This is a genomic window from Corynebacterium sp. CCUG 71335 (assembly GCF_024454075.1).
Classification (GTDB): domain Bacteria; phylum Actinomycetota; class Actinomycetes; order Mycobacteriales; family Mycobacteriaceae; genus Corynebacterium; species Corynebacterium genitalium.
The window spans coordinates 73,211-99,164 of record NZ_JAGPYY010000011.1 but is presented as its reverse complement, the minus strand read 5'-3'; the positions used below and the strand labels follow the sequence as shown (position 1 = coordinate 99,164).

Below are 25,954 nucleotides of genomic sequence, written 5' to 3'. Positions count from 1 at the left end.
ACGGACGAGGAGCCGGAGCCGACCACCACGGAGGAGCAGCCGGAGCCGACCACCACGGACGAGGAGCCGGAGCCGACGACGACGACGGACGAGGAGCCGGAGCCGACCACCACGGAGGAGCAGCCGGAGCCGACCACCACGGACGAGGAGCCGGAGCCGACGACGACGACGGACGAGGAGCCGGAGCCGACCACCACGGAGGAGCAGCCGGAGCCGACCACCACGGACGAGGAGCCGGAGCCGACGACGACGACGGACGAGGAGCCGGAGCCGACCACCACGGAGGAGCAGCCGGAGCCGACCACCACGGACGAGGAGCCGGAGCCGACCACCACGGACGAGCAGCCGGAGCCGACGACAACGGACGAGGAGCCGGAGCCGACGACGACGACGGACGAGGAGCCGGAGCCGACCACCACGGACGAGCAGCCGGAGCCGACCACGACGTCGGAAGAGTCCCCGACCACAACCACCACCGGAGACCAGACCGTCCCCGGTGACGATGACGGTGAGACCGGCGGCAACGGTGACGGAACCAACGACGGTGACGATGACGGTGAGACCGGCGGCAACAACGACGGGACGGACGGTGAAGACGACGGCGGAACCAACGGCAACAACGACCCCAACAAGGAAGGTTCTTCTGCCTTCCCGTGGTGGCTGCTGCTCCTGGTCCCGGTCATTCCGATCGGTAAGTGGTTGATCGACAACTTCCCGGGCGGTTCCTCGAACCCGGCACCGGGCAAGCCATCCCCGGGTGAGCCAGCGCCGGGCCGGGGAGATAAGCCTGCTACGGACGAGCCGGGTGGTTCGGAAGGCCAGGGTGACAAACCCAAGGGCAACCAAGGCAATGAACCCAAGGGTGGAAACGGCGACAAACCCCAGCAGGCTGAGTCCGGCCAGCCTGGACGAGCCCCTGGTGGGAAACTCGCACAGCCCGGTAAGCCGGGTGGCGGCCGCCAGTCCATCCAGTCTGTGCCGTCCGGCGCAACTGCGAAGAGCGGTAACGTCCCGGACTTCATCGGCTAAAAATTAACCGCGCACCGTGCAGGACGGGCTGAAGGGAGAGATCCTTTAGCCCGTCTTTTAGTTTCCTCCCAAGACAATGACAATTGCTTGGGTATCGATGTCCCTTTCCAGCCCAAGTATGATTTAGGATATTTCGCGATGAGTACTGCGACACCAAACCCCAACAACCTGCCGGATCCCGAAGATACTTCCTACGGTAAGTACCCGGATGACACCCGGGAAAGCGAAGCGACCGAAAGCTCGAAAAAGAAGCTGCCCCTGATCCTCGCTGCGCTCATCGGCGCAGTCGCCTTGATCTGCGCCATTGTTTTCATCCCGTGGGGAGGGAGCGACGACACAGAAAAGGCATCGGAGGCGTCGGAGGCACCGCAGCCTCAGACGAGCGCGGCGCCCGAAATTATCGAGGACGGCTATGTCGACGATTCCGGTCAGCAAGAAGAGGAGCTCAAACCGGTCCCTCAAAGCCATGAGGACATCAATGAGATGGCGTTGCAGATGAGCATCGGCACCGCGCCGGTCGAGATGGTGGGCCTGACGGCTGAGGGTGCGCTCATTCCGCCGGAGGACGTCAGTCGTCTCGGGTGGTACGCGTCGTCCGCGATTCCGGGCGATCCGGAGTCGAAGGGGTCCACCGTGATCACCGGGCACGTCAACCACCAGACGCAGGGCCAGGGTTTCGCTTACAACTTCACGCAGCTTGCGGCGGGCGATGAGGTCTCCGTGCTTATCGACGGCACCACCCACACCTACCGCGTCACCAAACCCCCCTTCCGCGCCTCCAAGGAGGGGGCTCTGCCTGAAGAGGTGAATGATTCGACTGGTGAGAACAAGCTCGTGTTGATCACATGCGGTGGTGAGTTCGTCGGTGGAACGCTCGGTTATGCAGACAACGTATTCGTTGTTGCAGAACCAATTTAAGCCTTGCTCAGGAATTTCGTAGAAAGTTCTCCGTCAGCCTTTACATATAATTGAAAACTGGGTACGATGCTCAACGTGCTCTGACAGTTACCTAAGAATTTAAACTAAAACTGTGAGCGACGTTCGAGACGTGCCGATCACTCTTGTCGGTATCGCCATCAGGACGAAACAGATATCGACTAATCAAGGAGTGATTCATGGACGCGCAGCGTAGTCTCGTGGGCCGTAAAGGCCTGCGTGCAACCCTCATCGCGTTGGTGACGGTTTTCGCCGTCTTCGTCGCTGCAGCTTTCGGGGGCAATGTTGTTCCCACAGCTAACGCGACTGAAGATGGGCACGTTCACGGCGAGTCGGAACAGGCCAAGACTGCCGAATCCGAGGCTGAAGAGCGTGCCGAGCAGCACGAGTCTGAGCGGGCGCACACTGATGGGGAACCGGGCGAGTTCCACATTAAGAAGGAAATCGAAGACTCGAACCTGGCTCACGAGGATAAGCCTGACGCAGAGACGCAGCTGAAGGACGCCACCTTCGAGGTAACCCTGGAGTTCGAGTTCCCGGAGGGTCAAACCGCTCCGGCGAAGCTTGGGCTGGATGGTAACAACACGAAGACCGTGGATCTCCGGGTTGGTACTGGTGCCTACGCTGATAAGAGGGGACTTGCGTTCTCGGACATCCCGGCAGGCACGAAGGTGACCCTCTCGGAGACCGGCAAGCCGGAGCTCGATGGCTTCCACTTTGATGAGGAGAAGTTCATCGCTGAGCAGGTCTCCCCTGGCGATAAAAGAGTTCTGAAAGATGAGGGCAAGACCGTCACCATTGAGTTCGAAGGCGACGATTGCTTCGAGGTCACGCTGACGAACCCGATCAGGAAGACGGTTCCGGGCGAGTTCCACATCAAAAAGCAGATCGACTACTCGAAGCTGACCGATGAGGATAAGGCTAAAGCGAAGGAGCTTGCGGAGGGGAAGCAGTTCCCGGTCAACATGACCTTCGAGTTCCCGGAGGGCACCAACCGTGAGGCTGTGCTTGAGGGTAAAGAGTTCGAGCTCGTTGGAGACAACAAGGCGCAGGTGAAGCTCAACGTCGACGCAGACCCCGAATCCTACGCAGCTGTCGGCGGCGACGAGAGGGGTATCGCATTCTCGCACCTCCCGATCGGCACCAAGGTGACTTTCTCTGAGGGCGAGAAGCCTAACCTCGGGGGCTTCGGTTACGGCGAGGAGGTCTTCATCGTGAAGGAAGGCCACCCCCACATCAAAGACAAGCCTGTGAAGGATAAGGGTAAGACGGTCACGATCCAGATCAAGGGCAATGACTGCTTCGAGATCGCCCTTTCGAACCCGATCACGTCTGGAGCCACTCCGGGCACCGATACCCCGGGCACCGATACGCCGGGCACGGACACTCCGGGCACCGATACGCCGGGCACGGACACTCCGGGCACCGATACGCCGGGCGCGGACACCCCGGAGGAGCCGGGAAGCTCCGATGACAAGAAGAACCTGTGGTGGCTCCTGCTTTTGGTTCCGGTCATTCCGGGTCTGATCTGGCTGTTCAACCAGGGTCCGGGTACGTCTTCCACCCCGACGCCGGGTAAGCCGGATGACAACCCTCAACCGGGTAAGCCGGGTGACACCCCGCAGCCAGGCAAGCCGGGTGACAACCCGAAGCCCGAAACGCCGCGCGAGGGTGACAAGCCCCAGCAGGCGCAGCCTGGTACTCCCGAACAACCGGTGAAGCCTGGTGCGCCCAGCGATGGGCGTCAGCCGATTCAGTCGGTGCCGTCTGGTGCGACTGAGAAGGGCAATGGAGTTGCTGATTTCATCGGCTAGGAGCTAACCACTACCTAGAAAAGGCGAGCTGAGGGAGAGTTCCCTCGGCTCGCCTTCTATTTCCCGTCAAGTGGGTGAGGATTGCTTGGATATTCAGGGCCGATCTTGACTCTTTCAAGGCTTGGTTACTGAATCAATGAACATGGAGCTGGACGTAAAGAAGCGGGTGGACTGCGTTCAGCAGCCGACCCGCTTGATTGTTCTTATCCGATGAAGCGCGCCGTTCGATCCGTCAATGCCGTCGCGCCGGACGGCACTGACTGAATCGGTCGCCGTCCCTCTGCGGATGGGGCAGTGGGGGGACCAGAAGGCTGAACACCTTCAGAGTCAGGCCGGCCAGATGCGGGAGCGGACGGGGACTCACTTGGATAAGTAGCCGGCAACGGAAGCTTTGACGGTGCGGTATCCGTCTCAACCTTTCCAGAGCTATCCGTCGTTGTTGGCGTGGCTGCGCTGGAAGGTGGTGGAGCTGTCGAGGGCTCCGATGGTGTCGACGAATCGGGTGGCGTCGGAGCTATTGTCGGAGCATCGGTGGAGCTGGTGGTTGGCTCAGCGCTCTCCTCGGTGGCAGTGGGGCTTGCCGGTGTGCTTTCTTCGGTGGATTCCGGGGATGGTTCTGGGCAGGACGCATCGGGAATGAACGTAAACGAATGGAAGACGACCTCATCCGGTTGAGCCTGAGGATAGAGTTCCTCATTGGCTGCGGAAGTCCACAGATTGATGTGTAGCTGTTGCGTGCCGTTGTCGATCGGCACCCGTTCCGTCGCTGTGACATCGCTCAATATAGTGCCGTCGGAGGTTGTCGTCGTCACGCGGAGAAAACCTTCTCGCCACTCGGCGACCGTGGTCAACCTCTGCGGCCCCTCGGGGATATCGAATCCACTGATGAACATGCCGTCACCGGGTTCCGGGGCCTTGGTCAGATCGTCGGGATAGTAGGTGACGCCAGCATGCGGCAGTGGCCAGTCTTCTTCGCCCCAGCGGCTGATCTCAATGAAATCGATTTCAGTGAACCCGCCTTGGGTTGTGTGATTGTCGTCGACTTGTGCTGCGAGATCGTAAAGGAATATTCCCAACACGCTACTGGGGTCCATGTGGTCGAAGTCGGCAGAGTATTCGAGGGTGTAAGTTCCATACCCCACCGATTCGGTGGTCATCAGCTCCACACCGCCGCGGATTCCTTCGTTGCGCACGGCGAGGTCCCCCGCATCATTCACTGAGGCACCGTTAACCCAGTTGCCGACTGCTTCACCGGGAGCGGGTGCTTGCGGTCCGCCCCATGGCATGTAGTGGTTTCGTTCGCGAACGCCCCATTCGAAACCGGCCCAGTTGAACGTATTGAAGTCGTAGTCGGTGCGGAACCGAGCGCACTCCTGGGAAACGTTCTGCGCTGGATCGTCAGGTTCAGCGAAGCTTATAGGCGGAAGGGCGATCGCTGCCGCGAGCGCGACAGCGAAGGCACGGTGGACAGCACGTTTCTTCATTACCCGGCTTTCTTCTCTTCGAGCGTGAGCATCGTGTGGGTTGCGTTGGTCCCCGTATATTCGAGCGAGACAATCGACGGGTTTAGCGACTTAGGCTCGCTCAAGGAGGTACGCAGCATGCACCGATAGCATGTAGTTACCGCGTCAATCATATAGGGACTGATCGTGCCCGCAACTCCTGATTGTGAAAGTCCCGAAGTTTTCATGGCGTGAACCTGGACGGAACCTGACGCAATTTGCAGAAGTGTAGGCCCGAAGCGCGGAAAACTTGCGAATCATTTGGGAAACTTTGGCGCTCGGTTATATGTAACCGCCGGTCACTGAGCTGGGAGAGGGGGTGCGCTAAAAGAATGTTGGCGAAGACTTGACCTATTAATCAACAGTGCTACGATCTCAACCGTCTCTGTCAACATGCTTAAAACAACGTCATAAGAGGCAGAGGATACGAGTTTACGGCGGTACCGAGCACTCCTTTTCGGTATTGAGCCGAATCCTAACTAGAGGAAGCAGGAGTGAACATGAACAATCAGAATGCAGCCGGCATGACAGTCGGCCTGCGTCGAACGCTGATCGCTCTGGTGACAGTCGTCGCCGTAGTGATGGCAGCAGCGTTCGGTATGAAACAAGTGCCGACGGCTAACGCCGATACGGTGGACGTAACCATCTCGGATGTAACTATCACTAAGCAGGCTGAGCCGGGGGACGAAAACCCCAACATTGTAAAAGGCAATAACGTCTCAGTTTCCATGAACTGGGCTGCAAACGGTCCATTCAAAGCGGACGATACATTCGAAGTGGCTTTCCCGGAAACGTTCAAGCCCCAGGCGGGAACAGAGTTCGACCTTAAAGATGAGGGTGGCGTCGTCGGTGGTACGTGCTCTGTGGCGAACGGCGCCCAGACCCTTGTTTGTACGCTGAACAATGCATTCCAGGAAAAGGACAACGTCAAGGGCGTCATCGGGCTGCGCGCCCAGGCCGAAAAGGCCAATACGGAGGAGAGCTACCCGTTCACGGTAAATGGCAATCAGGAGCGCACCGTCAGTGCGAATGTGCCTGGTGGTGTGAAGGATCAGGGCAAGATCGACAAATATAACCCAGTCGACCAGCTGGAAAAGAGTGCTCACATTGCAGGACTCAGCGACGAGTACCTCCTCTGGAACGTCCTAATCCCGTATGACTCATTCGCGGGCTCCGATCAAATCGTGATCAGAGATACGCTTACGAGTGATAACCACAAGCACATCAACGCCATCGAGCCCGTTCAGGGGGAAGAACGTAGGGGTGCTTCCCAACGAAACCTCCAGAACCAGACTCATCCTTTGAATCCAAGTTTCGAGATCTTGAACAACGGCAAGGAGCTGGCGGTTACGATCAAACCGCTCAAGGGGAAGGATCCTGAAACTGGTGTAGACCACACTGGTGAGTGGCAAGAGGGCCAGGATATTCACCTGACTTACTGGACCCAGCGTTTGAACCCGGTCACTTTGGAAGGTGACACTTACTCGAACACTGTCGAGGTGACGGCCGGTGAAACCACCACTAGCGCTGAGGCGGAAGTCTTCTGGAACACCGAAGGCTACGGCACCATCGAAGGTGTCAACACGGGTTCCTTCTCACTGACCAAGAAGGTTCAGGTCGAGGGCGGAGAGGCCTGCGGTGCTCTTGGGGGAGCTGGCTACCGAGTCAACGTGAAGATCACCCTGCCGGAAGGCTTCGAGGAGAACAAGTACCCGGAGAGCGAACGCCGTGGTGAGCGCGATGGAAAGGTGATCACCTACACCGACACCGTGAAGAATGGCCACACTATCCGCGGTTACGACATGTTGCCGGCTGGCACCGTAGTCGAATTCAGCGAGGTTCAGCCGGCGATCGAAGATGTTACCTTCGAGGCGCCCGCGTTCTCCCAGCAGCAGATCACTATCGAGAACGAGAATGCCTCGAACGTTGCTGTGACGCTCACCAACTCTGGGCAGTGCACCCCGCCGACTACTACGTCGGAGGAAACCACCCCGCCGACTACTACGTCGGAGGAAACCACCCCGCCGACTACTACGTCGGAGGAAACCACCCCGCCGACCACTACCTCTGAGGAAACCACTACTTCGGAGGAGACCACTACCTCTGAGGAAACCACCACGTCGGAGGAGACCACTACCTCGGAGGAGACCACTACCTCTGAGGAAACCACTACCTCGGAGGAGACCACTACCTCTGAGGAAACCACCACGTCGGAGACGACCACTTCTGAGACCACCACCCCTGGTGAAACGCCAGAGAACCCGGGTAGCTCCGGGGACAAGAAGAAGCTGTGGTGGCTCCTGCTTTTGGTTCCGGTTGTTCCGGGTTTGATCTGGCTGTTTGGTAAGGACTCGGGCTCCTCTAACCCGAACCCGCCGGTTCCGGGTAAGCCGGGTGAACCGGGCAAGCCAGGTGAGCCGGGTAAACCAGGTGAGCCAAGTAAGCCGGGTGAACCGGACCAGCCGGGCGAAAAGCCTGAGCCGGGCGAGCCGAGCGTGGTGAACACGACGGGCCAGCCGGGTGCCCCCGGTGAAGGCCGCCAGCCGATTCAGTCCGTGCCGTCCGGTGCGACTGAGAAGGGCGACGACGTCGCTGACTTCATCGGCTAAGAGCTAATCGCTCGAAAACTAAGAGCGGGTTGATGCAACCAAGCATCAGCCCGCTTTTTCATGCTTTGATCTGCGTTCCGTGTCGCACCGCATAAGCATCGGCGCCAACGTCATACACGTTCTAGCTGCAAATACGTAGTATTATGCAAGGTCAAACTACTTAGTGGACCTAACAGTGAATAACATATACCATTCCTGAGAGGGATTAAGGTTTCATCCCGAAGGTGGTCACTGCAGGGGGACAGTTCAACCAGTTCTCCTGGGTGCGAAGGTACGACGTGTGAAGAAAGAGAACATGAAGAAGCAGGTAGTTTCCCTGACCGTGGCGGCGGCGCTTGTCGCGCCGCTGGCAGTAATTCCCGCCCAGGCACAGGCGGACGTGCCGGTGCACATTCAGCGCACTGGTGAGCGTTTCAGCACTGACTATGATTTCCCCACATTCGACTGGAGCGGCTGCGAGTGGGCCGTCCGCCAGACGGAGGGCAAGCTGAACTTCGGTGGCCCGCAGGCGGCGGACCCCGCTGACAACCGCGCGAAGTGGGTCAACGGCGCAACGCCTTTGCCCAACGGCGACCTGAAGATTCGTAACGAGGGCATTCGTGGCGGTGTGGAGATCAACGCTGTGGACTCCACCGGCTACGGCACCTACACGTTTGAGTACTCCGCTGATTTCAACGAGATGGATCCGCACAACGTGCTGGGCATCTTCCCGTATGACATGGCGGAGCTCGAGCTGAACAAGTACGACGAGGTGCACAAGAACTCCCACGGCTCCACTGAGATCGACTTCATCGAGATCAGCCGCTGGGGCGTGGTCAACCGCCCGCTTCCGCACGGCGGCGTGACGTACTACCCGGACACGGCTCAACGCCCGGACCGCATCAAGCCCGCTGAGTTCGACATCCCGGCCGGTCACCAGACCCTGCAGACCATTGCTGAGTGGGAGAAGGACTACCTGCGCGTGATCACGAAGACGAAGCAAGGCCAAGTGCTTTCCGACGTCACTTCCACCCACCGCGTCCCCCGCGACACCGGCACCCAGCAGCTGCGCATCAACTTGTGGACCAGCGGCGCCAACAGGAGCGAGCACAAGAACGCGGGTGCCGACGAGATCATCTTCCACGACTACAACTACTCCCCGCACATCGGTGCAGCCGCTCAGCAGCCCACCGACACCGACAAGGGCGCTGTCCCGCCGGCTCCCGAGGCAGACGCACCCGAGGTCGAGGCTGGCACAGTGCCGCCGGCACCGGCCGAAAATGCCCCTGAGGTAGAGGGCGGAGTAGTTCCTCCCGCACCGGAAGCTGACACCCCCGAGGTAGAGGATGGTGCGGTCCGGCCGGCACCTGCACCGGAGGAAGCGCCGTCGAACGCCCCGGAGGCAGCTCCGTTGGAAAACGGTGCTCCTGAGGTTCAGCCCGAGTCCGAGCTCTTCGACCCTGAGCAGCAGGAGAAGGAGTCCAAGGAAGAAAAGGCTGCGGAGAAGAGCAAGAACCGGAGCTCTGACAAGAGCAGCAGTAGCAGCAGCGAAGGTGCCCTCGCTCGCCTGTGGCGCGGGATCCGCAGCTTCTTCGGGTTCTAGTCTGACACGGGTTCTATGGCACACCGTCGGCTACCACTGGTTGAAGCGCCGGCGGCGTGTCAGTCTTGACTAAAGGCGTCGTCCTGTGTAACGTCGCGGGCATGCAGGAGTCGTCCCTGAAAGGGGACGGCTCCGGCCCATTTCGGGGGTATTATTCAAGGTCCTGCAGGCCATAAGCCTTGGACTCGGGCCTTCACTACTGCTTGGGCCACACATATTCATATTCCAGAAGACTGTCCACTTCTGAGCAGATGTGCTCGACCTGAGATCTCGCCCAAGCATTGTTCATGGGGGCAGAGAACCGTCCCTTTTGGTAAAAATATGTACATACGTCGACCGCTTGCAATAGGCGGCTGTGGTCGGATGGGCCAAAATAGGCGGTATCAAAGATGTGGTCCAAGGCGACACTAATTTTACCCTTGAGTGCTTTTCCTCTCGCAGCTCGTAGGTTCGCACGAGAGTCATTAGCTGAGTGGTGCTCGTCTGCGAAAATGAGAGCGCGTTCATCGGAGTAGTTTTTGCGCATCTGTTTCTCTACTTCTTCGAGAATGTAACCCATGGTCTGCTGATGAAGTGGGAATGCCCTAGTTCCATACCGTGCTCGGTAGAGATTCTCGTCAATCGTGCGGGTGACAAAGATAGGCTTCTGCCTTTTGATGACCTGAACAATCTCGGAGAAGAGATCGAAACGATCGGCCATGGCGATTTGTCGCCAATGGCCTTTGCCGTGAAAAATCTCTACTGCGTGAAATTCTGATTGACTTGGAAGAACGGTTGAATAACGGCTGTGCAATTGGTCGCCGAGCTGATTGATCTCTTCCTCAACGTTTACGGCTTGCGCCGGACTGCACATCAGCGCGCCGAAAGTGTAGAAAGAGTCATCTGTAGTCTCTGATTCGTCTAAATAGCACAACCGGACCGAACGGTCTGCGTTTTTCCCCATAGTGCAATGCTACTGGCGAACTGGTTAGCTTTCCTGGTCGTGTCGGACAGAAAAGTCTACTGAAAAAAGGTCCCGGCGAGTTGCCGGGACCTTGCTTTAGATCCTAGTGCACTAGGGACTTAGATCTCGTATTCCGGGTGCGAGGCGGTGACCATGTCGTTCCACTCGACGACCTTCTTGCGCTCGCGTCCTTCGGCCTCGCCGAGGGCGCGTTCGTGGGCGTCGAGGTTGTGCCAGCCTTCCCAGGTGGTCGCGTTGACGTTCTTGGAGGCCAGCAGGTCCAGGATGTCTTGGGGGTCGCGCTTGTCGGTCAACTTCAGGGAGCCGTTGCGGAAGTCGTCGATAAGCATCGTGGTGGTGTCCTTGGCGTCGGACTTGGTGTTGCCGATCAGCCCGACGGGGCCGCGCTTGATCCAGCCGGTGGCGTAGAGGCCGGGGACGATGTCGCCGCCGGGCTCGGTGAGCACGTGGCCTTCGTCGTTGGGGATGACGGCCTTGTAGTCGTCGAAGGGGACACCGTCCACGGCGTCGGAACGGTAACCGACCGCGCGGTAGACCGCCTGGACATCCCAGGTGGTGGTCTCGCCGGTGGTGGTCACGCCGCCGTTGCCGTCGAGCTCCGTGCGCTCAGTGACAAAGCCGGTGACCTTGCCGTCCTCGCCGATGATCTCTACCGGGGACTCGAAGAAGTGGATGAACAGCTTGTGCGGGGCGCCCTTCGGGTCGCGCATGGCGTAGCCCTCGAGGGTCTGGCAGATTAGGTCGACGGACTTGGAGTCGCGGCGGGCCTGCTCGGACGCCTCGTCATAATCGATGTCCTCCGGGTCCACAATGACCTCGATGGTGGGGGAGTGGTCCAGCTCCTTGAGCTCCAGCGGGCTGAACTTCGCCTGCGCCGGGCCGCGGCGGCCGAAGATGTGAATCTCCTTCGCGGCGGACTTACCCAGGTTCTCATAAACGTTGTCCGGGATCTCGGTGACGTGGAGCTCATCTGCAGTCTTGGCCAGCACGCGCGCAATATCCAGGGCGACGTTGCCCACGCCGACAATCGCGATTTTCTCAGCCGTGAGGTCCCAGTCGCGGGTGAAGTCCGGGTTGCCGTCGTAGAACCCGACGAACTCGGCGGCACCGTGGTGGCCGTCAAGCTCCGCGCCCGGGATGTTCAAGTCGCGGTCGGCGACAGCGCCGGTGGCGAAGATGACGGCGTCGTAGTACTCCTGCAGCTCCTCGACAGTGATGTCGGTGCCCACGTCGACGTTGCCCAGCAGGCGAATCTCCGGCTTGTCCATCACGTTGTGCAAGGACTTGATAATGCCCTTGATGCGCGGGTGGTCCGGCGCCACGCCGTAGCGGATCAGGCCGAACGGTGCGGGCATGCGCTCGAAGATGTCCACCTTCACGTCCACACCCGATTGGGCGAGGTCAGACTTGATCAGCAGGTCGGAGGCATAGATGCCGGCCGGGCCGGAGCCGACAACGGCGACGCGGAGGGAATCCTGGGGAGTGCTCATAGAAACTGCTGTGTCCTTCTCGTGGGTGATAGTGCGTGCTAGTTCAACTCAGTAACTGAGTTATTAATACCTGCCAGTGTAGCGGTTTGGCTAATAATACCTAGACCGCTCGTTCTATCACATTCGTACTGAGTGGTGCGGGGGATGGGACGTCGAAAAGCAACGAGCGGGGGCTCGCGGCGTGCGCACGTGAATTGCTGCTGCGCGATAAGTGTGAATCACGTTTCACCTGCGGATTTTTTCAGGCACGCGCCCATGGCCGTGGCTACACTGGTGACCAATGTCGCGCGCGGCGACGACTGCGCGACGGCACACAACACACGTCAAATGTGCACAACCCACGCGAAAGGATCCCCATGGCTAACAGGTCCGTTTTGATCACCACGGTAGGCCGCACCCTCGACGGCATCGACGTGGATGCGCTGGCTCAGGAATCCAACCTGACGGCAGTGCGCCTCAGCGAGCACGAGGCTGACGTTTCCGCCATCGTGTCCGCAGACCTGCTGTCCGCAGGCGACTCCCTGATCGTCGGCACCGGCGACTACAACTTCGACGCTGACACCGCATCCGCGCTGGGCGTTCCGGTGCTCGTCGTCGCTGCGGCCGATGGTGTTGCAGAGTTGGCGAAGAAGCGTATCGAAGAGCTCGGCGCCACCGTCGCCGCCGTGGTGACAGATGTTGACGCTGCTGCCATCAACACCGCGCTGACCACCGAGACCGAGCAGGTCATGTCTGCAGCCGTGTTTGAGAACTGGTTGCTCAACCGTGCCAAGGAGAAGCGCTCCCACATCGTCCTGCCGGAGGGCGAGGATGACCGCATTCTCGAGGCCGCTGACCAGCTCCTCGCGCAGGACGTTGCCGACATCACGATCCTGGGCGACAGCGACGATATCGCCCGCCGCGCAGACAGCAAGGGCCTGAACCTATCCAAGGCGAACATCATCGACCACCTCAACTCCGAGCTACTGGAAGAGTTCGCCGCTGACTTCGCCGAGCTGCGCAAGAAGAAGGGCATCTCCATCGAGGAAGCCCGCGAGACCATGAAGGACATCTCCTACTTTGCCACCATGATGGTGCACAAGGGCCTCGCAGACGGCATGGTCTCCGGTGCCGCGCACACCACCGCGCACACCATCAAGCCGTCCTTCCAGATCATCAAGACCGCCCCGGGTGCGACCGTGGTGTCGTCGATCTTCCTCATGGTCATGCGCGGCCGCCTGTGGGCCTTCGGCGACTGCGCCGTGAACCCGAACCCGACCGCGGAACAGATCGGTGAGATCGCAGCCGTCTCCGCTCAGACCGCAGCCCAGTTCGGCATCGACCCGAAGGTCGCCGTGCTGTCCTACTCCACCGGCACCTCCGGTTCCGGCCCGGACGTCGACCGCGCTGTCGAGGCCACCGCGAAGGCGAAGGAGCTCGCACCGGACGTCGCCATCGACGGCCCGCTGCAGTTCGACGCCGCATGCGACCCGGGCGTGGGCAAGAAGAAGGCGCCGGATTCCCCGGTCGCCGGTGAAGCCAACGTGTTCATCTTCCCGGACCTCGAGGCAGGCAACGCCGGCTACAAGATAGCTCAGCGCACCGCCGGCGCGCTCGCTGTCGGCCCGATTCTGCAGGGCCTGAACAAGCCGGTCAACGACCTGTCCCGTGGCGCGACCGTCCCGGACATTGTCAACACCGTCGCAATCACCGCTATCCAGGCACAAGGAGCACACTAACTCATGGCATACGTACTCGTTCTCAACTCCGGGTCCTCCTCGATCAAATTCCAGATCGTCGACCCGACCGCCTCCGCCGCAGACACCCCGTTCGTCTCCGGCTTGGTTGAGCAGATCGGTGAACCCAGCGGCCACATCAAGATCAAGATCGAGGGTCGTGCGGTAGAGTCCTCCATGCCGATCCGCGACCACCGCGGCGGCTTGCAGCTGGCCATCGCCATGCTGGACGCCAACGGCGCTGGCCCGACCCAGGTGGAGATCATCGCCGTGGGCCACCGCATCGTGCACGGTGGTCAGACCTTCAGCGAGCCAGTGCTTATCGAAGACACCGTGGTCGAGCAGATCCGCGACCTCATTCCACTGGCCCCGCTGCACAACCCCGCCAACATTGACGGCATCGAGGTGGCACGCGCACTGCTGCCGAACATTCCGCACATCGGTGTGTTCGACACCGGCTTCTTCAACCACCTGCCGGCCAACGCCGCCACCTACGCCATTGACGCGGAGGTGGCCAAGGAGCAGAAGATCCGCCGCTACGGCTTCCACGGCACCTCCCACGAGTTCATCGCGTCCCAGGTCCCGGACTTGATTGGCAAGCCCCTCGAGGAGACTAACCAGATCGTGCTGCACCTGGGCAACGGTGCGTCTGTCTCCGCTGTGCGTGGCGGCCAGCCGATCGACACCACCATGGGCCTCACCCCGCTCGAAGGCCTGGTCATGGGTACCCGCTCCGGCGACATCGACCCGGGTGTCATCTTCCACCTCTACCGCCAGGCCGGCATGAGCATTGACGAGATCGATAACCTGCTCAACCGCGGCTCCGGCGTGAAGGGCATCGCCGGTGTCAACGACTTCCGCGAGCTGCACACCATGATCGAGGAAGGCTCCGCCGAGGCGAAACTGGCTTACGACGTCTACATTCACCGTCTGCGCCGCTACATCGGTGCCTACATGATCGCCCTGGGCCGTGTTGACGCCATCACCTTCACCGCCGGTGTCGGCGAGAACGACTCTCAGGCTCGTGCCGACGCGCTGGCAAATCTCGAGGGCTTCGGCGTGAAGCTAGATGAGGCGAAGAATGCTGAGCGCGGCGACGCCCGTATCATCTCCACCGACGACTCCGCTACCAAGGTCCTCGTGGTTCCGACCAACGAGGAGCTGGCCATCGCCCAGAAGTCCGCGCAGATCGCGCAAGGGGCTTAAACGACTGGGGGACCGCGCCCCCGGGCAAGACAAAACCCACGGCGGGCAGTTCATGCGAACGGTTCCCAGCCGTGGGTTTTGTGGTGTTCTTCAGGTGTGCGGATCAGTCCCCGCGTCAGCTGCACTGACGGCGAAGAGGAGGTCGCCCTCCACAGGCATGGGCTGGATGGCGCGCAGTTGCGCGAAGTCCATGGATGGGGGCTGAGACGCGATCACGGACCACAAAGGCTGGCCTGCGGACGAGTCTCCTCCGCTATCAGTGCGAGCTCTTCAGGAGAGGCCGTGCTTGTTCAAGCCGGACTTGACCACGTTGCGCATCAGCGCGAGGTTGGTCTGGTCCGAGAACGCAGCCACGTACACGAAGAGGTTGTTGTCCAGCATCTTGATCAGGTGGAACTGGTCGTTCAGGGTAAGCAGCATGTCCTGCAAGTTAGTGCGGGAGATGCTCAAAGCGTCCATTGCCTTGAACTTGGACTTGACCATCTCAGAGTTGTAGGCCGCTGCGACGTCAAGGTCGAAGTTCGGGTAACGGGAGTTGGTGGCCAGGGACATGCCGGTGTCCAGGTCGACGATCGATGCGCCGATGAAGCCGCCGAGGTCGCTGGCGATCTCATTGAGGTAGTTGTTCAGAGTTTCTTGGTGGGACATGTTCTTCCTATCTGTTTGTACTTGCGGGAAATCCAATCGAGAAAGTTAGCACTCAACTTGGAGGAAACCCAATACTGAAAGTAACTCCTGGTTTTCCACATCAAGCAGAAAAGTCACTTTACTTCTCTGTAGGTTACATTATTATCGGCAATCTAGGGAGTGTCGCACAGCGATTTGGAAGAAATAGGGTAAAGCGGCTACCCCTATGATGACGCGACAACAAATGTTAGGTTGAGAAAGCAAGGAGATAAATGCCGTGGAAGAGTACGCAGGCGTTCACCGGCGTCAAACTGGTGACGTGAACCGACCGCGCCGCGCTACCAAAGTAGAGCAGCCGTGGGAGAAGGAAGCCCTGGTCGGATCTTATGTCGACCGTGAGGTCGTTTTCTTAGGGCCCGTGGGAGTAGGAAAGACGACCGCGATCTCTACTCTGTCGACGCTTGCGCCCGTTCAAACGGAGGTGTACGCAGCAGCATCGGATGACTTCTACGTGCACACTAAAACGACGACCACCGTGGGCATCGATTTCGGAATGTGGCACCGTCCCGACGGCCGCACCATCGGCCTCTACGGAACCCCTGGGCAGGAACGCTTCCAGGCCGCCCGCGGGCCGGCGATGAACCCGGAGGCCGGGTTGGTTCTCTGGCTGTTCGGCTACGAGCACCTGCTTGAAGACCAGGTTAGTGAGTGGATCATGGCTATCCACGACATGAAGGCGACGAACCGCGTCGTCGTCGCGGTGAACTTCAAAGAGCCGGGCCAGCCTGATCCGGTGACCGAGTTGCGCCACCTCATCCCGGCATTCGGTTTCCCCGATGTGCCGATCATGTCCGCTGATCCCCGCAAGGCGGGCGACGTAGCGGCTGTTGTGGACGCAGCCTTGAACCGAGTGGGAGCCACAGCATGACGTTCACCCAGCAATACGCACCTTATCCCTTGACCTCCGATGCGAATTCCATGAGCGAACCGAACCCTTACTTGAATAACCGCCGCTTTCCCGGCGACAATAACGTTGTGAACCCCGACGCGAATTTCTACCGAAACGTGGACGCTAATGCCCGAATAGCGGACGCGGACATAGTAGATGCCGAAATCGCAGACGACGATACGGCTGGCGTCGACGAGTGGTCCACCCAGATTGGACGCCACCGTCGCGTGCGCGGCACAGATTTTTCCACCAGCGACTTGGCAAAGGCGTGCTTGCCGATCATGTCGAATCTGCGCAACGAGGTGCCCGGTGTGCACTCGGTGGTCCTCGGCACCGGTGACGGCCTGCATGTGTGCTCCATCGGCTTGAAAGACGGCATCGACGCATCGCGTATCACGGCGCTCAACTCGTCGATGTTCGGTGTGGCCGCCGCCCACGCAAAGGTCATTGACCCGGTCTTGGGTGATGAGCACAGCACCAGCGTCATCGTTGAGCTCCCCGGTGACAACCTCATGGCACTGGTGAGGATCGAGCACGAGCCGATCGGCCACCTGGTCATGGGCATTTTCGCCACCGACACCCAGCTGGGCATGCTGACCCACCACGCGCGCAGCTTCGGTAAGCGGCTCGGTGAGTGGCTGAGGGAGATTTAACCCCGGCTAAAACCAGGTTGCCGGCCGCACCTGGTTCGCCGTGTCCACCAGTGCATACCGGTGGCGGGCAAACGGTGCGCGCCGGGCTTGCTCTCGCAGGGTAATGGCAAGGCCGCGGCGGAGGCCGTGGATGGTGAAGTCATACTCGAACAATTGGTTGCGCGATGCCGCCTCGAGGACGTCCTGCTCAATCAGGTAAGTCAGGCCGGCGCGCAGTACAGCGATCTTGATCTGCAACAGCCGCGGTTCGTTGGTCGGGATCTCCTCCAAGCGCCGGGCCGCGCGGCGAATGCGCGACTCGGTCAGGTCCCCGCTGACCAGATATAAAATCGTGGTCAGTTTGGCCATCCGGTGGTGGCGCGAGGACATCGGCACCTTATCCAGGGCAGCCACGGCCATTTCCACTTCGCCTTCGAAGATGAGCTGGCGCGCGAGCCCGAACGCGGACGACACAGTGGTCTGGTTCGCCGCCCACACCAGGGCGTACAGGCGCATTGCATTGAGTCGCAGCGTCTCCGGTTTTTGCGAGATGTGCGACCAGTTCGGCGTGATGTCGCCATCCTTCTCCAGCCGGACAAAGTAGGAGTCCGGCAACTCGCCTAAGTCGGATCGGATGGAGGCGAGGTGGCGGGACAAGGTGGCGTCGATAAGCTGCTGCTGTTGCAGGCCAGCTTCCTGCAATAACAGCTCATCGACGGCTGCGAGCGCGAGTTTGGGCGCGGCCTCGCCCGGCACGATGTCGAGGACTTGCGCGAAATCGCGCTGCGCTGCCACGAAGTCGCCGTGGACGAGTTCAGTGACGCCGCTGTACCAGTGGAAACGCCAGTCTTCGCGGAGCCGCTCGTTGAGTTGGGAGAGCCAGTGGCGCGCTTGCGTGGTCAGGCCCAAGTCGAGCATCGCGCGGACGACACCGAAGGGAATCTCGGCGGAGTGCTCGTACTCCGGGGTCTGCATTGCTTGGCGCAGCGTCTCCAGGGTTTCCTGCGGCTCGGCGTAGGAGGAACCGGTGAGCATGCCCGCACCGACATCGCTGCGGTCAATCAGGGGCGTGGGCAGCGCGGATACGACTTCGGACGGGGTGATTTCGGCGGTGCGGTCGATGCCGTCGATAAGCTGATCGGTCCGGAAGACCAGGTGCTTGGTGCCGAATGTCGTACGTTGCGGCGAGAACAGCGAATGCTGCTGCGGGAAGTAGAGACCGTCGCGCACGGCGAGCACCTCGCGCAACACCCCGAGGAGCTGGACTTGAAGCTCACCCACGCTGGAGAAACGTTGCGCCGGGTCGGGGTCGCAGCAGCGCACGAGCAGTCGGTAGAGCGAAATGTGGCGGCGCAGCGTCGGCGATTGCGTGGGCGTGGGCAGCTCCATCGTGAGCACGCCGTTTTCCTTCGGCAGGTCCAAAATGAGTGCGGCGAGCGTGCGGCCAATGGTGTAAATATCGCTGGTGATGCTCGGGCCCTGGCTCGCGACCTCCGGAGCCTGGTAGCCCTTCGTTCCGTAGATGTAGCCGTACGCGCCGATGCCGCTGACCGCGCCCAGATCAATCAGTTTCACCTGGTCCTCGGCCACAATGATGTTGTCCGGCTTCAGGTCGTTGTACACCACCCCGCGTGCGTGCAGGTACCCCAGCGCGGGCAGCACCTCCAGGATGTACGCGATTGCCAGGTCGATGGGGAGGAGGTGATTGCGCTGCTCATTGCGTCTTTCGCGTAACGACGGCCCACCCACAAACTCCATCACAATGAACCCACCGGAAACACGCGGATCGTCGATAAAGTTGAAAATCTTCACAATCCCCGGGTGCGTGATGTCTGCCAGGAATTCGCGCTCCGCCGCGGCAGCAGCCGTCTCGTCGACGCTCTTTTCCGCCTGCATGCCCTTGAGCACCACCACGCGGCCGGCGACGTGGTGGTCCTGCGCCAAGTAAATCCAGCCCATGCCGCCGTGGGCGATCACACCCTGGATCTCGTACTGGCCGGCCACGACATCGCCGGGGTGCAGCTGCGGTTCCGGGATGCCCTTGTTCACCACGGCGTTCGTCGGATCCTTGATCGCATCCTTCGGGTCCGTCGGCGGGATCCACGGCAGCTCCACCATGCCGTCGGCCACTGTGCGGCCCTTGCGCTTTGTCGCGCGGCGCTCCATGAACGTCTCCAGCGCTTGCCTGCGCGACCTTTCCGACGTGCTCTTCTGCAGCTCCTGCAGCTGCGCATTCGTGAGACCGGCCGGGCCGGTGCTGGATGAGCCGGTGAAACTCGGACCGGAGGCGGCAGCCGTAGCTGCTGCGGTGGCTGGATCCGTGCCGGGGCCGGTGGTCGGGCCGGTCGCCCCGCTGTCGCCGCTGCGCAGCTTGTCCAAGTCCTTGAGAATGCCCTCGAACTCGCCGGTGCCGGAGTAGGGGTCGAAGTCCTCTCCCCACTCGTCATCATCAGCATCGTCGTCGGCGAAGGGGTCGAAGGCGACGGCGCTGGTGCTTTCGGTATCATCCGGATCGCGGTCTTCTGTGCCCAAGCCGTCAGCGGACGGGTCGAATTTCACCGCGTGGGTTTTGGCGGGGGAAAGCGGCTCGGGGTGCTCGGCGCGCTCGGTCGGCTCGGGGTGCTCAGCGCGCTCGGTCGGCTCGGGTGCGTCAGTCATTCTCAACCTCCGTGTCAGCCGGTGCGTCCGGCTCGGTGGGGTCCTCCGGGCGGTATCGCAGAGCGGGGGCGGACCGGCTGGCGATGTGGGGGCCGAGCCAGTCGTCGAAGATGCGGTTCCAGGTACCGTCGTCACGCACGCGCTCTAACGTGGAATTGACCTGGCGGGTCAGCCCGTCGTAGCCCTTGGGGATGCCGATGGCGTACTGCTGCTCCGCCACAGCCTCACCGGTGACCGTGGTCAGCGGGTCTTGGGCAGCGGCGCCGGCGAGGATGGTTTCGTCGCCAAGAATGAACCCGGCCTGGAACTGCTGCATCGCCATGAGGCAGTCGGTCCACGTGCGGGTACGCAGAACCTCCTGTTTGGGGAAGGTGCTGCGCGCCATGTCGACCACGTTGGAACCGTCGGCAACGCACACGCGCTCATCGCCGACATCCTCCACGGACTCGATCCCGGAGGCCGCGGGCACGAGCATGCGTACCGACGAATCCAGGTACGGCACCGAAAAATCCACCTTCTCCGCCCGCTCGCGCGTGATCGACATCGTGCGGATCACCACATCCACCTGCCCGCTTTGCAGAGCTTCGGTACGCATGGTGGATTCCACGAAACGGAAGTCGACTTTGCTGGGGTCGCCGAAAATGTCGCGGGCGATCTCGCGTGCCAAGTCGACTTCGAAGCCGCGCAACTCACCGGTGGCGTTGTCGCGGAAGCTGAGCAGGTACTGCGATTGGTCCACACCCACGATGAGGCGGCCGCGCTTGACGATGTCCGGCACACGCTCCTCCGGTTTCTTGTCATCCGGACGCAGCGAGCCCTCCCACTCGAAGGTCGTTGTCGCCGACTCCGGCTCAAGGCCAGGGATGTCGATGTCCGCGCCGGGCGGCAGCGGAACGTCATCATGAACCGTGTCGGGCGCCGGCAGCGGAGGCGGTGGGGGAGCAGGGGTGCACGCAGTGAGCGCGCCCAGCGCGGCGAGCACCGAGACACTGAAGACCTTCCGCGCGCCCATCACATGTACTCCTGCATCCGTGGACGGATTCCGAACCACATCGCGATCACAGCCGCGAACACGAGCAGCATCACACCCGGCGCCACGGCGCGCGAAGCAGACAGGCCGTCATTGATGTCCGCACGGAGATCTTCGCGGGAGGAGGAGATGAGGTCGGTCAGGGAGTCGTCGAGAAGCGAAAAAGCGCTCGCGGCACTGTCCTCATCGCTTGTCGACGCCGCAATGTCCACCGCCCGCTCATAATCACCCGACTGCAACGCGTTCATCATCCGGGTGTGGGCCCGGCGCCACTCGCTCAGCGCGGTGCGGGCTGTGTCGACCTCGCCGGCGTTGTCCTCATTCTCGATCGCGTCGAGCGCGTCGCGGACCTCTTCGACGGTCGCCGCCATGGGCGAACCCTCCGATGAGCGGCGGGTCAGTAGCGTCAATGTCTCGTTCGTGCGCGTCTCCTGGGCGGAGATGCGTGCGCCGGTGAGTTGCTCGAACGGGCCAGCTGCGGCTTCGAACTCGCGTGTGCCGGCGTGCCACGCGGCGATGTTGGACACGCCCACCCACACGACTGCAATCAGCAGGAATGCCGTGGCGACGAGGAAACCGCGGTTGAGGCGGCGGCGGAACATCCGCCACAGCGCCCACTGCGCAGCCAGCAGGGCCAGCACAGCGATGAGGAGGCCGGACAGCGGGCCGAACTGCAGCGTGGACAAGCGCTTCATCTCGCCGCCGAGCTGCGCGCGGGTGAGCTGCAGAATTTCCTCGGCGCTGACCAGCATTTCCAAGCGCATCATCGTGCTTGCCTGCGTCATGTACGCCACGCCGAGCGGGTTGCCGGTGCGCTGGTTCGCCTGGGCGCGCTCCATCAGGCCGGTGTATTGGGGGAGGAGGCGCTGGATTTCGCGGACGTGGTTTTGGACGTCGGTGCTGTCGTCGACACGCGTTTCCACGCTGCCGCGCAGCACATCGTCCGCCGCGATGACTGCCTCATCGATCGCCGCCATGTATTCGCGGTGCGATTCCGCGTCCTGCAAGCCGGGCTGTACGAACGACGTGGTGGCCAGCGTGTCCGCCTGGCTCAGGCTGGTGTAGAGGATGTGCGCCGAATTGCTCATCGGCTCCGTGGCGGTGAGCATCCCGTCGAGTGCGGATTCGCGGTTCGCGCTCGACTGGCTCATCAGGTAACCGGTGCCTAGCAGCAGGAGAGTCAGCGCCACCATCATCGCGATCAGGCGGCCCAGCGTGGTGAGTAGGAACCCCCACGCTTCCACGACCCAGCGGCCGGTGCCGCCGAACGAGTCGTAGATCTTGTCCCGGAAGCCGCTGAAACCGGTGCGTGGCGGGGCCTCCTCGAGCGAGTCCAGCCAGGCGTCCTCGTTCTGCTCCGGCAGCACCGGGTCTTTGCGGCTCTTGCGGGGAGTGAAGCGGGGAAGGCGGCGTTTTTCGGGTTTTTCTTGCAGCGCGACGTCAGCGTCGGCAGCGAACTCCGCTGCCTCCTCTGAACGCTCCCGTACCGCCATTGCCCCAGAATAGCGCCCCGCACGCCCCCACGGCGGCAACCACACTGGTGGCATCTGGTTACACTGGCCCACATGGAAGGCGACGGAAACGGATGGGTTGACGGCCCCGGCGGCAAGCCGGTGTGGGGCAAGCACGGCGCGGCGGGCCTGTTCCTCCGCGCCGGGGACGCGGTGCTGCTGCAACACCGTGCGCACTGGGTTGCCGATGGCGGTACGTGGGCCCTGCCCGGCGGCGCCCGCGACTCCCACGAGACCGTCGAAGAGGCAGCGCTGCGCGAAACGGTGGAGGAGTGCGGCGTGGACACCGCGCTCATCGAGGTCGAGCATGCCATCGTCACCGCCGGCGAAGACCCCGGCTGGACCTACACGACGGTGCTGGCCCACACGACCACCGGCGGACCGATTCCCCTCGAGCCCAACGCGGAATCTATGGAGTTGCGTTGGGTTCCGCTGAATGAAATCCGTCAGTTTCCGCTTCATGCGGGGTTCGAGTCGTCGTTAAGCGTGCTTCTATGGCACGCTAAAGCGCATGATTGAAGTCTCTCACCTGACTAAAGAGTACGGTCAGGTCCGTGCGGTCGACGACCTCATATTCGCAGTCGAACCGGGGGTGGTCACCGGCTTCCTCGGGCCGAACGGCGCAGGTAAATCCACCACAATGCGGATGATCCTCGGCCTGGATGAGCCGACGTCAGGCACCGCGCTTATCGACGGCTCCCCCTACCGCTCCCTCCGCGACCCCCTGCGCAAGGTCGGCGCCTTGCTGGATGCGAAGGCGATTCACCCGAACCGCTCGGCGCGCAACTCGCTGCTGTGGCAGGCGCAGGCGTCCGGGATTCCGGCCTCGCGTGTCGACGAAGTGCTTGACCTTGTCGGTCTGACCAGCGTCGCCGGGAAGAAAGCCGGCGGGTTCTCGCTGGGTATGGGGCAGCGCCTCGGCATCGCGGCGGCGATGCTCGGCGACCCCGAGTACCTCATTCTTGACGAGCCAGTCAACGGCCTCGACCCCGAAGGCATCCGCTGGGTGCGCGAACTGCTGCGCCGCTTCGCCGCCGAAGGGCGCACCGTGCTCGTGTCCTCGCACCTGCTGGCCGAGATGGCGCAGACCGCTGACCGGCTCGTGGTGATCGGTAAGGGGCGGCTGGTCGCCTCCGGTTCCGTGAACGACTTCATCAAGGAGAACTCCGCCGTCACCACCGTCATCCGCTCCCCGCACCTGGCCGAGTTCTCCGCCGCCCTAAGCAGCGAGGGTGTCGAGTTCCACCAGGCCGCCGACCCCGACGGCCGCCCCGTGCTGGAGATCCCCGGCCGGTCGTCGGAGGAGATGGGCCAGCTGGCCTTCTCCGTCGGCGTGATGGTCACCGAGCTCACCGAGCGCCGCGCCTCCCTCGAGGACGCCTACATCCGCCGCACTGAAGGTTCTGTCGAGTACCAGGCGGCGCCGGGGGCGGTTGTGCCGCAGGGTGCGGGTGCTGGTGCTGGTTCGCCGGGTGTTGGCGCTGGTGCGCCGGGTGTTGGCGCTGGTGCGCCGGATCGTGGTGCTGCGCCTGGTGCTGGTGCTGCACCTGCACGGCCCTCGCAGCCTGCGCCGCGTGAGCCGCAGGACCGTACCCGTAGAGGAGGCACCCACCGTGCTTAAGACCATGCTTTCGGAGTGGACAAAGCTCCGCACCACCGCTTCTTTCTGGTGGACCTCTGGTTTGGCGCTGTTGTTCTCGATTGCTTGGGCTGTGCTCATGGCCAGTCTGGACAACCCCGACAGCCCGACATATGGCGGCGCATCTGCCATCATGGGATTCAATTCCTTCGGCCTGATGACGCTGTTGATCCAGGCCATCATGGTGGTCACCACCGAGTACCGGTTCAAGGTGAACTCGACGAACTACACTCTGACGCCGCAGCGGTGGCAGGTCGGCCTGGCGAAGCTGCTCGTGTACGGCATTTTCGCAGCGATCTTCTCCGTGGTAACGATCATGCTGTGCTTCATTGTCGGTGACCTCATCGCCGCCAACCCGATTGAGTGGTGGGACAACCCCTTCGTCCGCCGGTCGCTGTGGGTCATCCCGCTGACCACGTTCATGGCGGTCATGCTCGTCCAGGGCATTGGCTGGATCGTCCGCGCCACCGCCGGCGCGCTGGCCATCTACCTTGGTTGGCAGCTCGTGCTGGAGCCGGCGCTGGCCATGATCCCGAGGGTCGGCCGCAACATCCAGACCTACGCCCCATTCATGAACTTGCAGTTCTTCACGGCGAACATGAACAACCCGGGCCCGGACCCGCTCGACACGGCAGGTGCCCTTCCGTTGTGGCAGTCGTTCGTGCTCTTCGCAGTATGGGCGGTTGTCCTCTACGTGATCGGGCTGATCCTGCTGGAGAAGCGCGACGCTTAGCACTCTCGCTGAAGCGCTGAGCGCTTGTAAGGCCGGTCCCACACGGGGCCGGTCTTTCTTCTTTGAGTACCTGGGGCCCGGCTCGCGTCTGTTTTCCGGTTCAATCGGGCCGGTAGCCCCGCTTCTACATTTTTAGTATCGCCCTTCACCAAGTTCGAAGAAATCCGACCTGCGGAAACGCGGTAGAAATTCACTAGAAGGCGATACTAAAAATGTATTCCGTCGGAGACCCTCGGGCTCTAACCGCCGCCAAGCCGCCCGCACCCCATAGAACCAGCCACTGTCAACCCCTTCGCTCACCGCAGTGCGCACAACTGGGCACTCCACGCTTAATCTATCCACAGGTCAGTAGTGACGCGTCATCGAAAACGGTGGTTATCCACAGAGCGGGTAGCACGCGATGGACGGCTGGCTGGATTCGGTGCACCTTAGCGGTATGCACGCAGACTTGCCCATGCTCAACCAGCTCCTCATACCCATCGGTCACAAGACCCCGCCCGCACTGCAAGCTCGTTTCGATTCGGGCGATCTCTACCGCCTTGCAAGCCGCCGGGCGGTTCAAACCCAGAAACTGGTGAACCTCAAGGAGCATCAGCGCCGTATTCTTTTCGCTTTGGCTGTGGGACAGTCGGCCCGCTCGTCGTACTTGATTGGCGAGTCCGCTGCCGCCCTCCACGGCATATGGTTGCTGCAGAACAGCCGAGCGCGGGTGGAGTTGGCGACGCGCAGTGGGGCACTCCCTCCCCGAAAGCAGTGGCCGCGTGGCAGTGTGTTCCGGAAAGTCAAGACCAGCCCGGATGGCATTGTCACGCTTCTGGGCGTCGACCTTCTGGACCCAGTTTCTACCTGGCTCGATATCGCGTGCACCCAGGGTTTTGAAGCTGGCTTGGTCGCAGCGGACTACCTGCTTGCAAACGGTTTCGAGAGCGTCGAGTTAATGGACAAGCTTGTCGATGCTAGCCCCTGCCGCGGCATCTGCATCGCGCGGGACAGTCTTGAGCATGCGATCGACAACTCTCAATCTGCTGGTGAAAGCTTCGCCCGCGCCCTTCTCATCCAGGCGGACATCGGCCCGTTGACTCCGCAGGCGCAGGTCCTCGGCCCCTATAGCGTAGATCTCCTCATCGGTGAGTGGCTCATTGTCGAGGTGGATGGCAACGTGAAGTACAAAGATGATCCGGTCACAGCGACGGAGCGTGAACGCACTCGCCAGAAGCGGATCGAGCGGCTCGGCTATCGGTTTTTGCGCTATAAGCCATCGGAGATTGAGGAGGATCCCGCCGGTTTCATCGCGGAGGTGCGTCGTGCTCTTGCGCAGTTGGCTTAAT

The 25,954-nt window shown here is 61.6% G+C and carries 19 protein-coding genes and 1 pseudogene; 13 read left to right on the top strand and 7 right to left on the bottom strand.

All coding sequences use genetic code 11. From position 1 onward, the window contains the following. The 3 genes and pseudogenes from KBX19_RS08920 to KBX19_RS08910 all read left to right on the top strand — a co-directional run. Positions 1-1,029: pseudogene (locus KBX19_RS08920) on the top strand (hypothetical protein); the annotation flags it as partial. Positions 1,030-1,167: 138 nt separating this feature from the next. Then, positions 1,168-1,947, top strand: a complete 780-nt coding sequence (locus KBX19_RS08915; RefSeq protein WP_255998497.1) for a class F sortase — start codon at positions 1,168-1,170, stop codon at positions 1,945-1,947. 197 nt (positions 1,948-2,144) lie between these two features. Further along, on the top strand, positions 2,145-3,779 hold the full coding sequence (locus KBX19_RS08910; RefSeq protein ID WP_255998495.1) for a DUF5979 domain-containing protein: 1,635 nt from the start codon (positions 2,145-2,147) through the stop codon (positions 3,777-3,779). Positions 3,780-3,982: 203 nt separating this feature from the next. On the opposite strand, the gene KBX19_RS08905 is transcribed toward KBX19_RS08910, so the two are convergent. After that, the gene (locus tag KBX19_RS08905; RefSeq protein ID WP_255998494.1) at positions 3,983-5,263 is read right to left on the bottom strand and encodes a hypothetical protein; all 1,281 of its coding nucleotides are present in this window, start codon (positions 5,261-5,263) and stop codon (positions 3,983-3,985) included. Positions 5,264-5,781: 518 nt separating this feature from the next. Between KBX19_RS08905 and KBX19_RS08900 the strand changes: the two genes are divergently transcribed. Then, positions 5,782-7,890 (top strand): Ig-like domain-containing protein, encoded by a 2,109-nt coding sequence (locus KBX19_RS08900; RefSeq protein ID WP_255998493.1) that lies wholly within the window; start codon positions 5,782-5,784, stop codon positions 7,888-7,890. Between the two features lie 295 nt (positions 7,891-8,185). Next, the gene (locus KBX19_RS08895) at positions 8,186-9,472 is read left to right on the top strand and encodes a hypothetical protein (protein WP_255998492.1); all 1,287 of its coding nucleotides are present in this window, start codon (positions 8,186-8,188) and stop codon (positions 9,470-9,472) included. 196 nt (positions 9,473-9,668) lie between these two features. Here KBX19_RS08895 and KBX19_RS08890 read toward each other — a convergent pair whose 3' ends face one another. Then, complete coding sequence (locus KBX19_RS08890; protein ID WP_255998490.1) at positions 9,669-10,415, bottom strand: DUF3800 domain-containing protein; 747 nt, start codon at positions 10,413-10,415, stop codon at positions 9,669-9,671. 119 nt (positions 10,416-10,534) lie between these two features. Further along, a complete protein-coding gene (locus KBX19_RS08885) occupies positions 10,535-11,926 on the bottom strand; it encodes an FAD-dependent oxidoreductase (protein WP_255998488.1) in 1,392 nt (463 codons plus the stop codon). A gap of 356 nt (positions 11,927-12,282) precedes the next feature. Here KBX19_RS08885 and pta point away from each other — a divergent pair, with 356 nt between their 5' ends. Together pta and KBX19_RS08875 are read left to right on the top strand one after the other, a co-directional pair. Continuing rightward, positions 12,283-13,644: a phosphate acetyltransferase gene (gene pta, locus KBX19_RS08880; RefSeq protein WP_255998486.1), complete on the top strand. Its 1,362-nt coding sequence runs from the start codon at positions 12,283-12,285 to the stop codon at positions 13,642-13,644. A gap of 3 nt (positions 13,645-13,647) precedes the next feature. Then, complete coding sequence (locus KBX19_RS08875; RefSeq protein ID WP_255998484.1) at positions 13,648-14,847, top strand: acetate kinase; 1,200 nt, start codon at positions 13,648-13,650, stop codon at positions 14,845-14,847. A gap of 270 nt (positions 14,848-15,117) precedes the next feature. Here KBX19_RS08875 and KBX19_RS08870 read toward each other — a convergent pair whose 3' ends face one another. Then, positions 15,118-15,495, bottom strand: coding sequence for a hypothetical protein (locus KBX19_RS08870; RefSeq protein ID WP_005288372.1), 378 nt, complete (start codon positions 15,493-15,495; stop codon positions 15,118-15,120). Between the two features lie 298 nt (positions 15,496-15,793). Between KBX19_RS08870 and KBX19_RS08865 the strand changes: the two genes are divergently transcribed. Beyond that, positions 15,794-16,402: a hypothetical protein gene (locus KBX19_RS08865; protein ID WP_156774804.1), complete on the top strand. Its 609-nt coding sequence runs from the start codon at positions 15,794-15,796 to the stop codon at positions 16,400-16,402. Further along, positions 16,399-17,076 (top strand): roadblock/LC7 domain-containing protein, encoded by a 678-nt coding sequence (locus KBX19_RS08860; RefSeq protein ID WP_255998482.1) that lies wholly within the window; start codon positions 16,399-16,401, stop codon positions 17,074-17,076. The genes KBX19_RS08865 and KBX19_RS08860 overlap by 4 nt, the downstream gene beginning before the upstream one ends. A gap of 6 nt (positions 17,077-17,082) precedes the next feature. On the opposite strand, the gene KBX19_RS08855 is transcribed toward KBX19_RS08860, so the two are convergent. From KBX19_RS08855 to KBX19_RS08845, 3 genes are read right to left on the bottom strand one after another with little or no spacing between them, the layout of a single operon-like run. Then, positions 17,083-19,713, bottom strand: a complete 2,631-nt coding sequence (locus tag KBX19_RS08855; protein ID WP_255998480.1) for a serine/threonine protein kinase — start codon at positions 19,711-19,713, stop codon at positions 17,083-17,085. Then, the gene (locus KBX19_RS08850) at positions 19,706-20,725 is read right to left on the bottom strand and encodes a glutamate ABC transporter substrate-binding protein (RefSeq protein WP_255998478.1); all 1,020 of its coding nucleotides are present in this window, start codon (positions 20,723-20,725) and stop codon (positions 19,706-19,708) included. The genes KBX19_RS08855 and KBX19_RS08850 overlap by 8 nt, the downstream gene beginning before the upstream one ends. Further along, complete coding sequence (locus KBX19_RS08845) at positions 20,725-22,236, bottom strand: hypothetical protein (RefSeq protein ID WP_255998476.1); 1,512 nt, start codon at positions 22,234-22,236, stop codon at positions 20,725-20,727. Before KBX19_RS08845 ends, KBX19_RS08850 begins: the two co-directional genes overlap by 1 nt. Positions 22,237-22,308: 72 nt before the next feature. Between KBX19_RS08845 and KBX19_RS08840 the strand changes: the two genes are divergently transcribed. The 4 genes from KBX19_RS08840 to KBX19_RS08825 all read left to right on the top strand — a co-directional run bounded on the left by KBX19_RS08840 (position 22,309) and on the right by KBX19_RS08825 (position 25,953). Further along, positions 22,309-22,773 carry an NUDIX domain-containing protein gene (locus KBX19_RS08840; protein WP_255998475.1) on the top strand — a complete coding sequence of 155 codons (465 nt, stop codon included), beginning with the start codon at positions 22,309-22,311 and terminating at the stop codon, positions 22,771-22,773. Next, a complete protein-coding gene (locus KBX19_RS08835; RefSeq protein WP_255998474.1) occupies positions 22,766-23,875 on the top strand; it encodes an ABC transporter ATP-binding protein in 1,110 nt (369 codons plus the stop codon). The genes KBX19_RS08840 and KBX19_RS08835 overlap by 8 nt, the downstream gene beginning before the upstream one ends. Then, positions 23,868-24,626 carry an ABC transporter permease gene (locus tag KBX19_RS08830; protein ID WP_255998473.1) on the top strand — a complete coding sequence of 253 codons (759 nt, stop codon included), beginning with the start codon at positions 23,868-23,870 and terminating at the stop codon, positions 24,624-24,626. The genes KBX19_RS08835 and KBX19_RS08830 overlap by 8 nt, the downstream gene beginning before the upstream one ends. A 454-nt stretch (positions 24,627-25,080) precedes the next feature. Continuing rightward, positions 25,081-25,953, top strand: a complete 873-nt coding sequence (locus tag KBX19_RS08825; protein WP_255998472.1) for an endonuclease domain-containing protein — start codon at positions 25,081-25,083, stop codon at positions 25,951-25,953. The last annotated feature ends 1 nt before the right edge of the window (position 25,954 follow it).

Coding starts and splice junctions, on each gene's coding strand:
- KBX19_RS08885 (WP_255998488.1), bottom strand. CDS start 11,926: ATGAGCACTCCCCAGGATTCCCTCCGCGTCGCCGTTGTCGGCTCCGGC.
- pta (WP_255998486.1), top strand. CDS start 12,283: ATGGCTAACAGGTCCGTTTTGATCACCACGGTAGGCCGCACCCTCGAC.
- KBX19_RS08835 (WP_255998474.1), top strand. CDS start 22,766: ATGATTGAAGTCTCTCACCTGACTAAAGAGTACGGTCAGGTCCGTGCG.
- KBX19_RS08840 (WP_255998475.1), top strand. CDS start 22,309: ATGGAAGGCGACGGAAACGGATGGGTTGACGGCCCCGGCGGCAAGCCG.
- KBX19_RS08905 (WP_255998494.1), bottom strand. CDS start 5,263: ATGAAGAAACGTGCTGTCCACCGTGCCTTCGCTGTCGCGCTCGCGGCA.
- KBX19_RS08855 (WP_255998480.1), bottom strand. CDS start 19,713: ATGACTGACGCACCCGAGCCGACCGAGCGCGCTGAGCACCCCGAGCCG.
- KBX19_RS08860 (WP_255998482.1), top strand. CDS start 16,399: ATGACGTTCACCCAGCAATACGCACCTTATCCCTTGACCTCCGATGCG.
- KBX19_RS08915 (WP_255998497.1), top strand. CDS start 1,168: ATGAGTACTGCGACACCAAACCCCAACAACCTGCCGGATCCCGAAGAT.
- KBX19_RS08910 (WP_255998495.1), top strand. CDS start 2,145: ATGGACGCGCAGCGTAGTCTCGTGGGCCGTAAAGGCCTGCGTGCAACC.
- KBX19_RS08850 (WP_255998478.1), bottom strand. CDS start 20,725: ATGGGCGCGCGGAAGGTCTTCAGTGTCTCGGTGCTCGCCGCGCTGGGC.
- KBX19_RS08895 (WP_255998492.1), top strand. CDS start 8,186: ATGAAGAAGCAGGTAGTTTCCCTGACCGTGGCGGCGGCGCTTGTCGCG.
- KBX19_RS08825 (WP_255998472.1), top strand. CDS start 25,081: ATGCTCAACCAGCTCCTCATACCCATCGGTCACAAGACCCCGCCCGCA.
- KBX19_RS08900 (WP_255998493.1), top strand. CDS start 5,782: ATGAACAATCAGAATGCAGCCGGCATGACAGTCGGCCTGCGTCGAACG.
- KBX19_RS08845 (WP_255998476.1), bottom strand. CDS start 22,236: ATGGCGGTACGGGAGCGTTCAGAGGAGGCAGCGGAGTTCGCTGCCGAC.
- KBX19_RS08875 (WP_255998484.1), top strand. CDS start 13,648: ATGGCATACGTACTCGTTCTCAACTCCGGGTCCTCCTCGATCAAATTC.
- KBX19_RS08890 (WP_255998490.1), bottom strand. CDS start 10,415: ATGGGGAAAAACGCAGACCGTTCGGTCCGGTTGTGCTATTTAGACGAA.
- KBX19_RS08870 (WP_005288372.1), bottom strand. CDS start 15,495: ATGTCCCACCAAGAAACTCTGAACAACTACCTCAATGAGATCGCCAGC.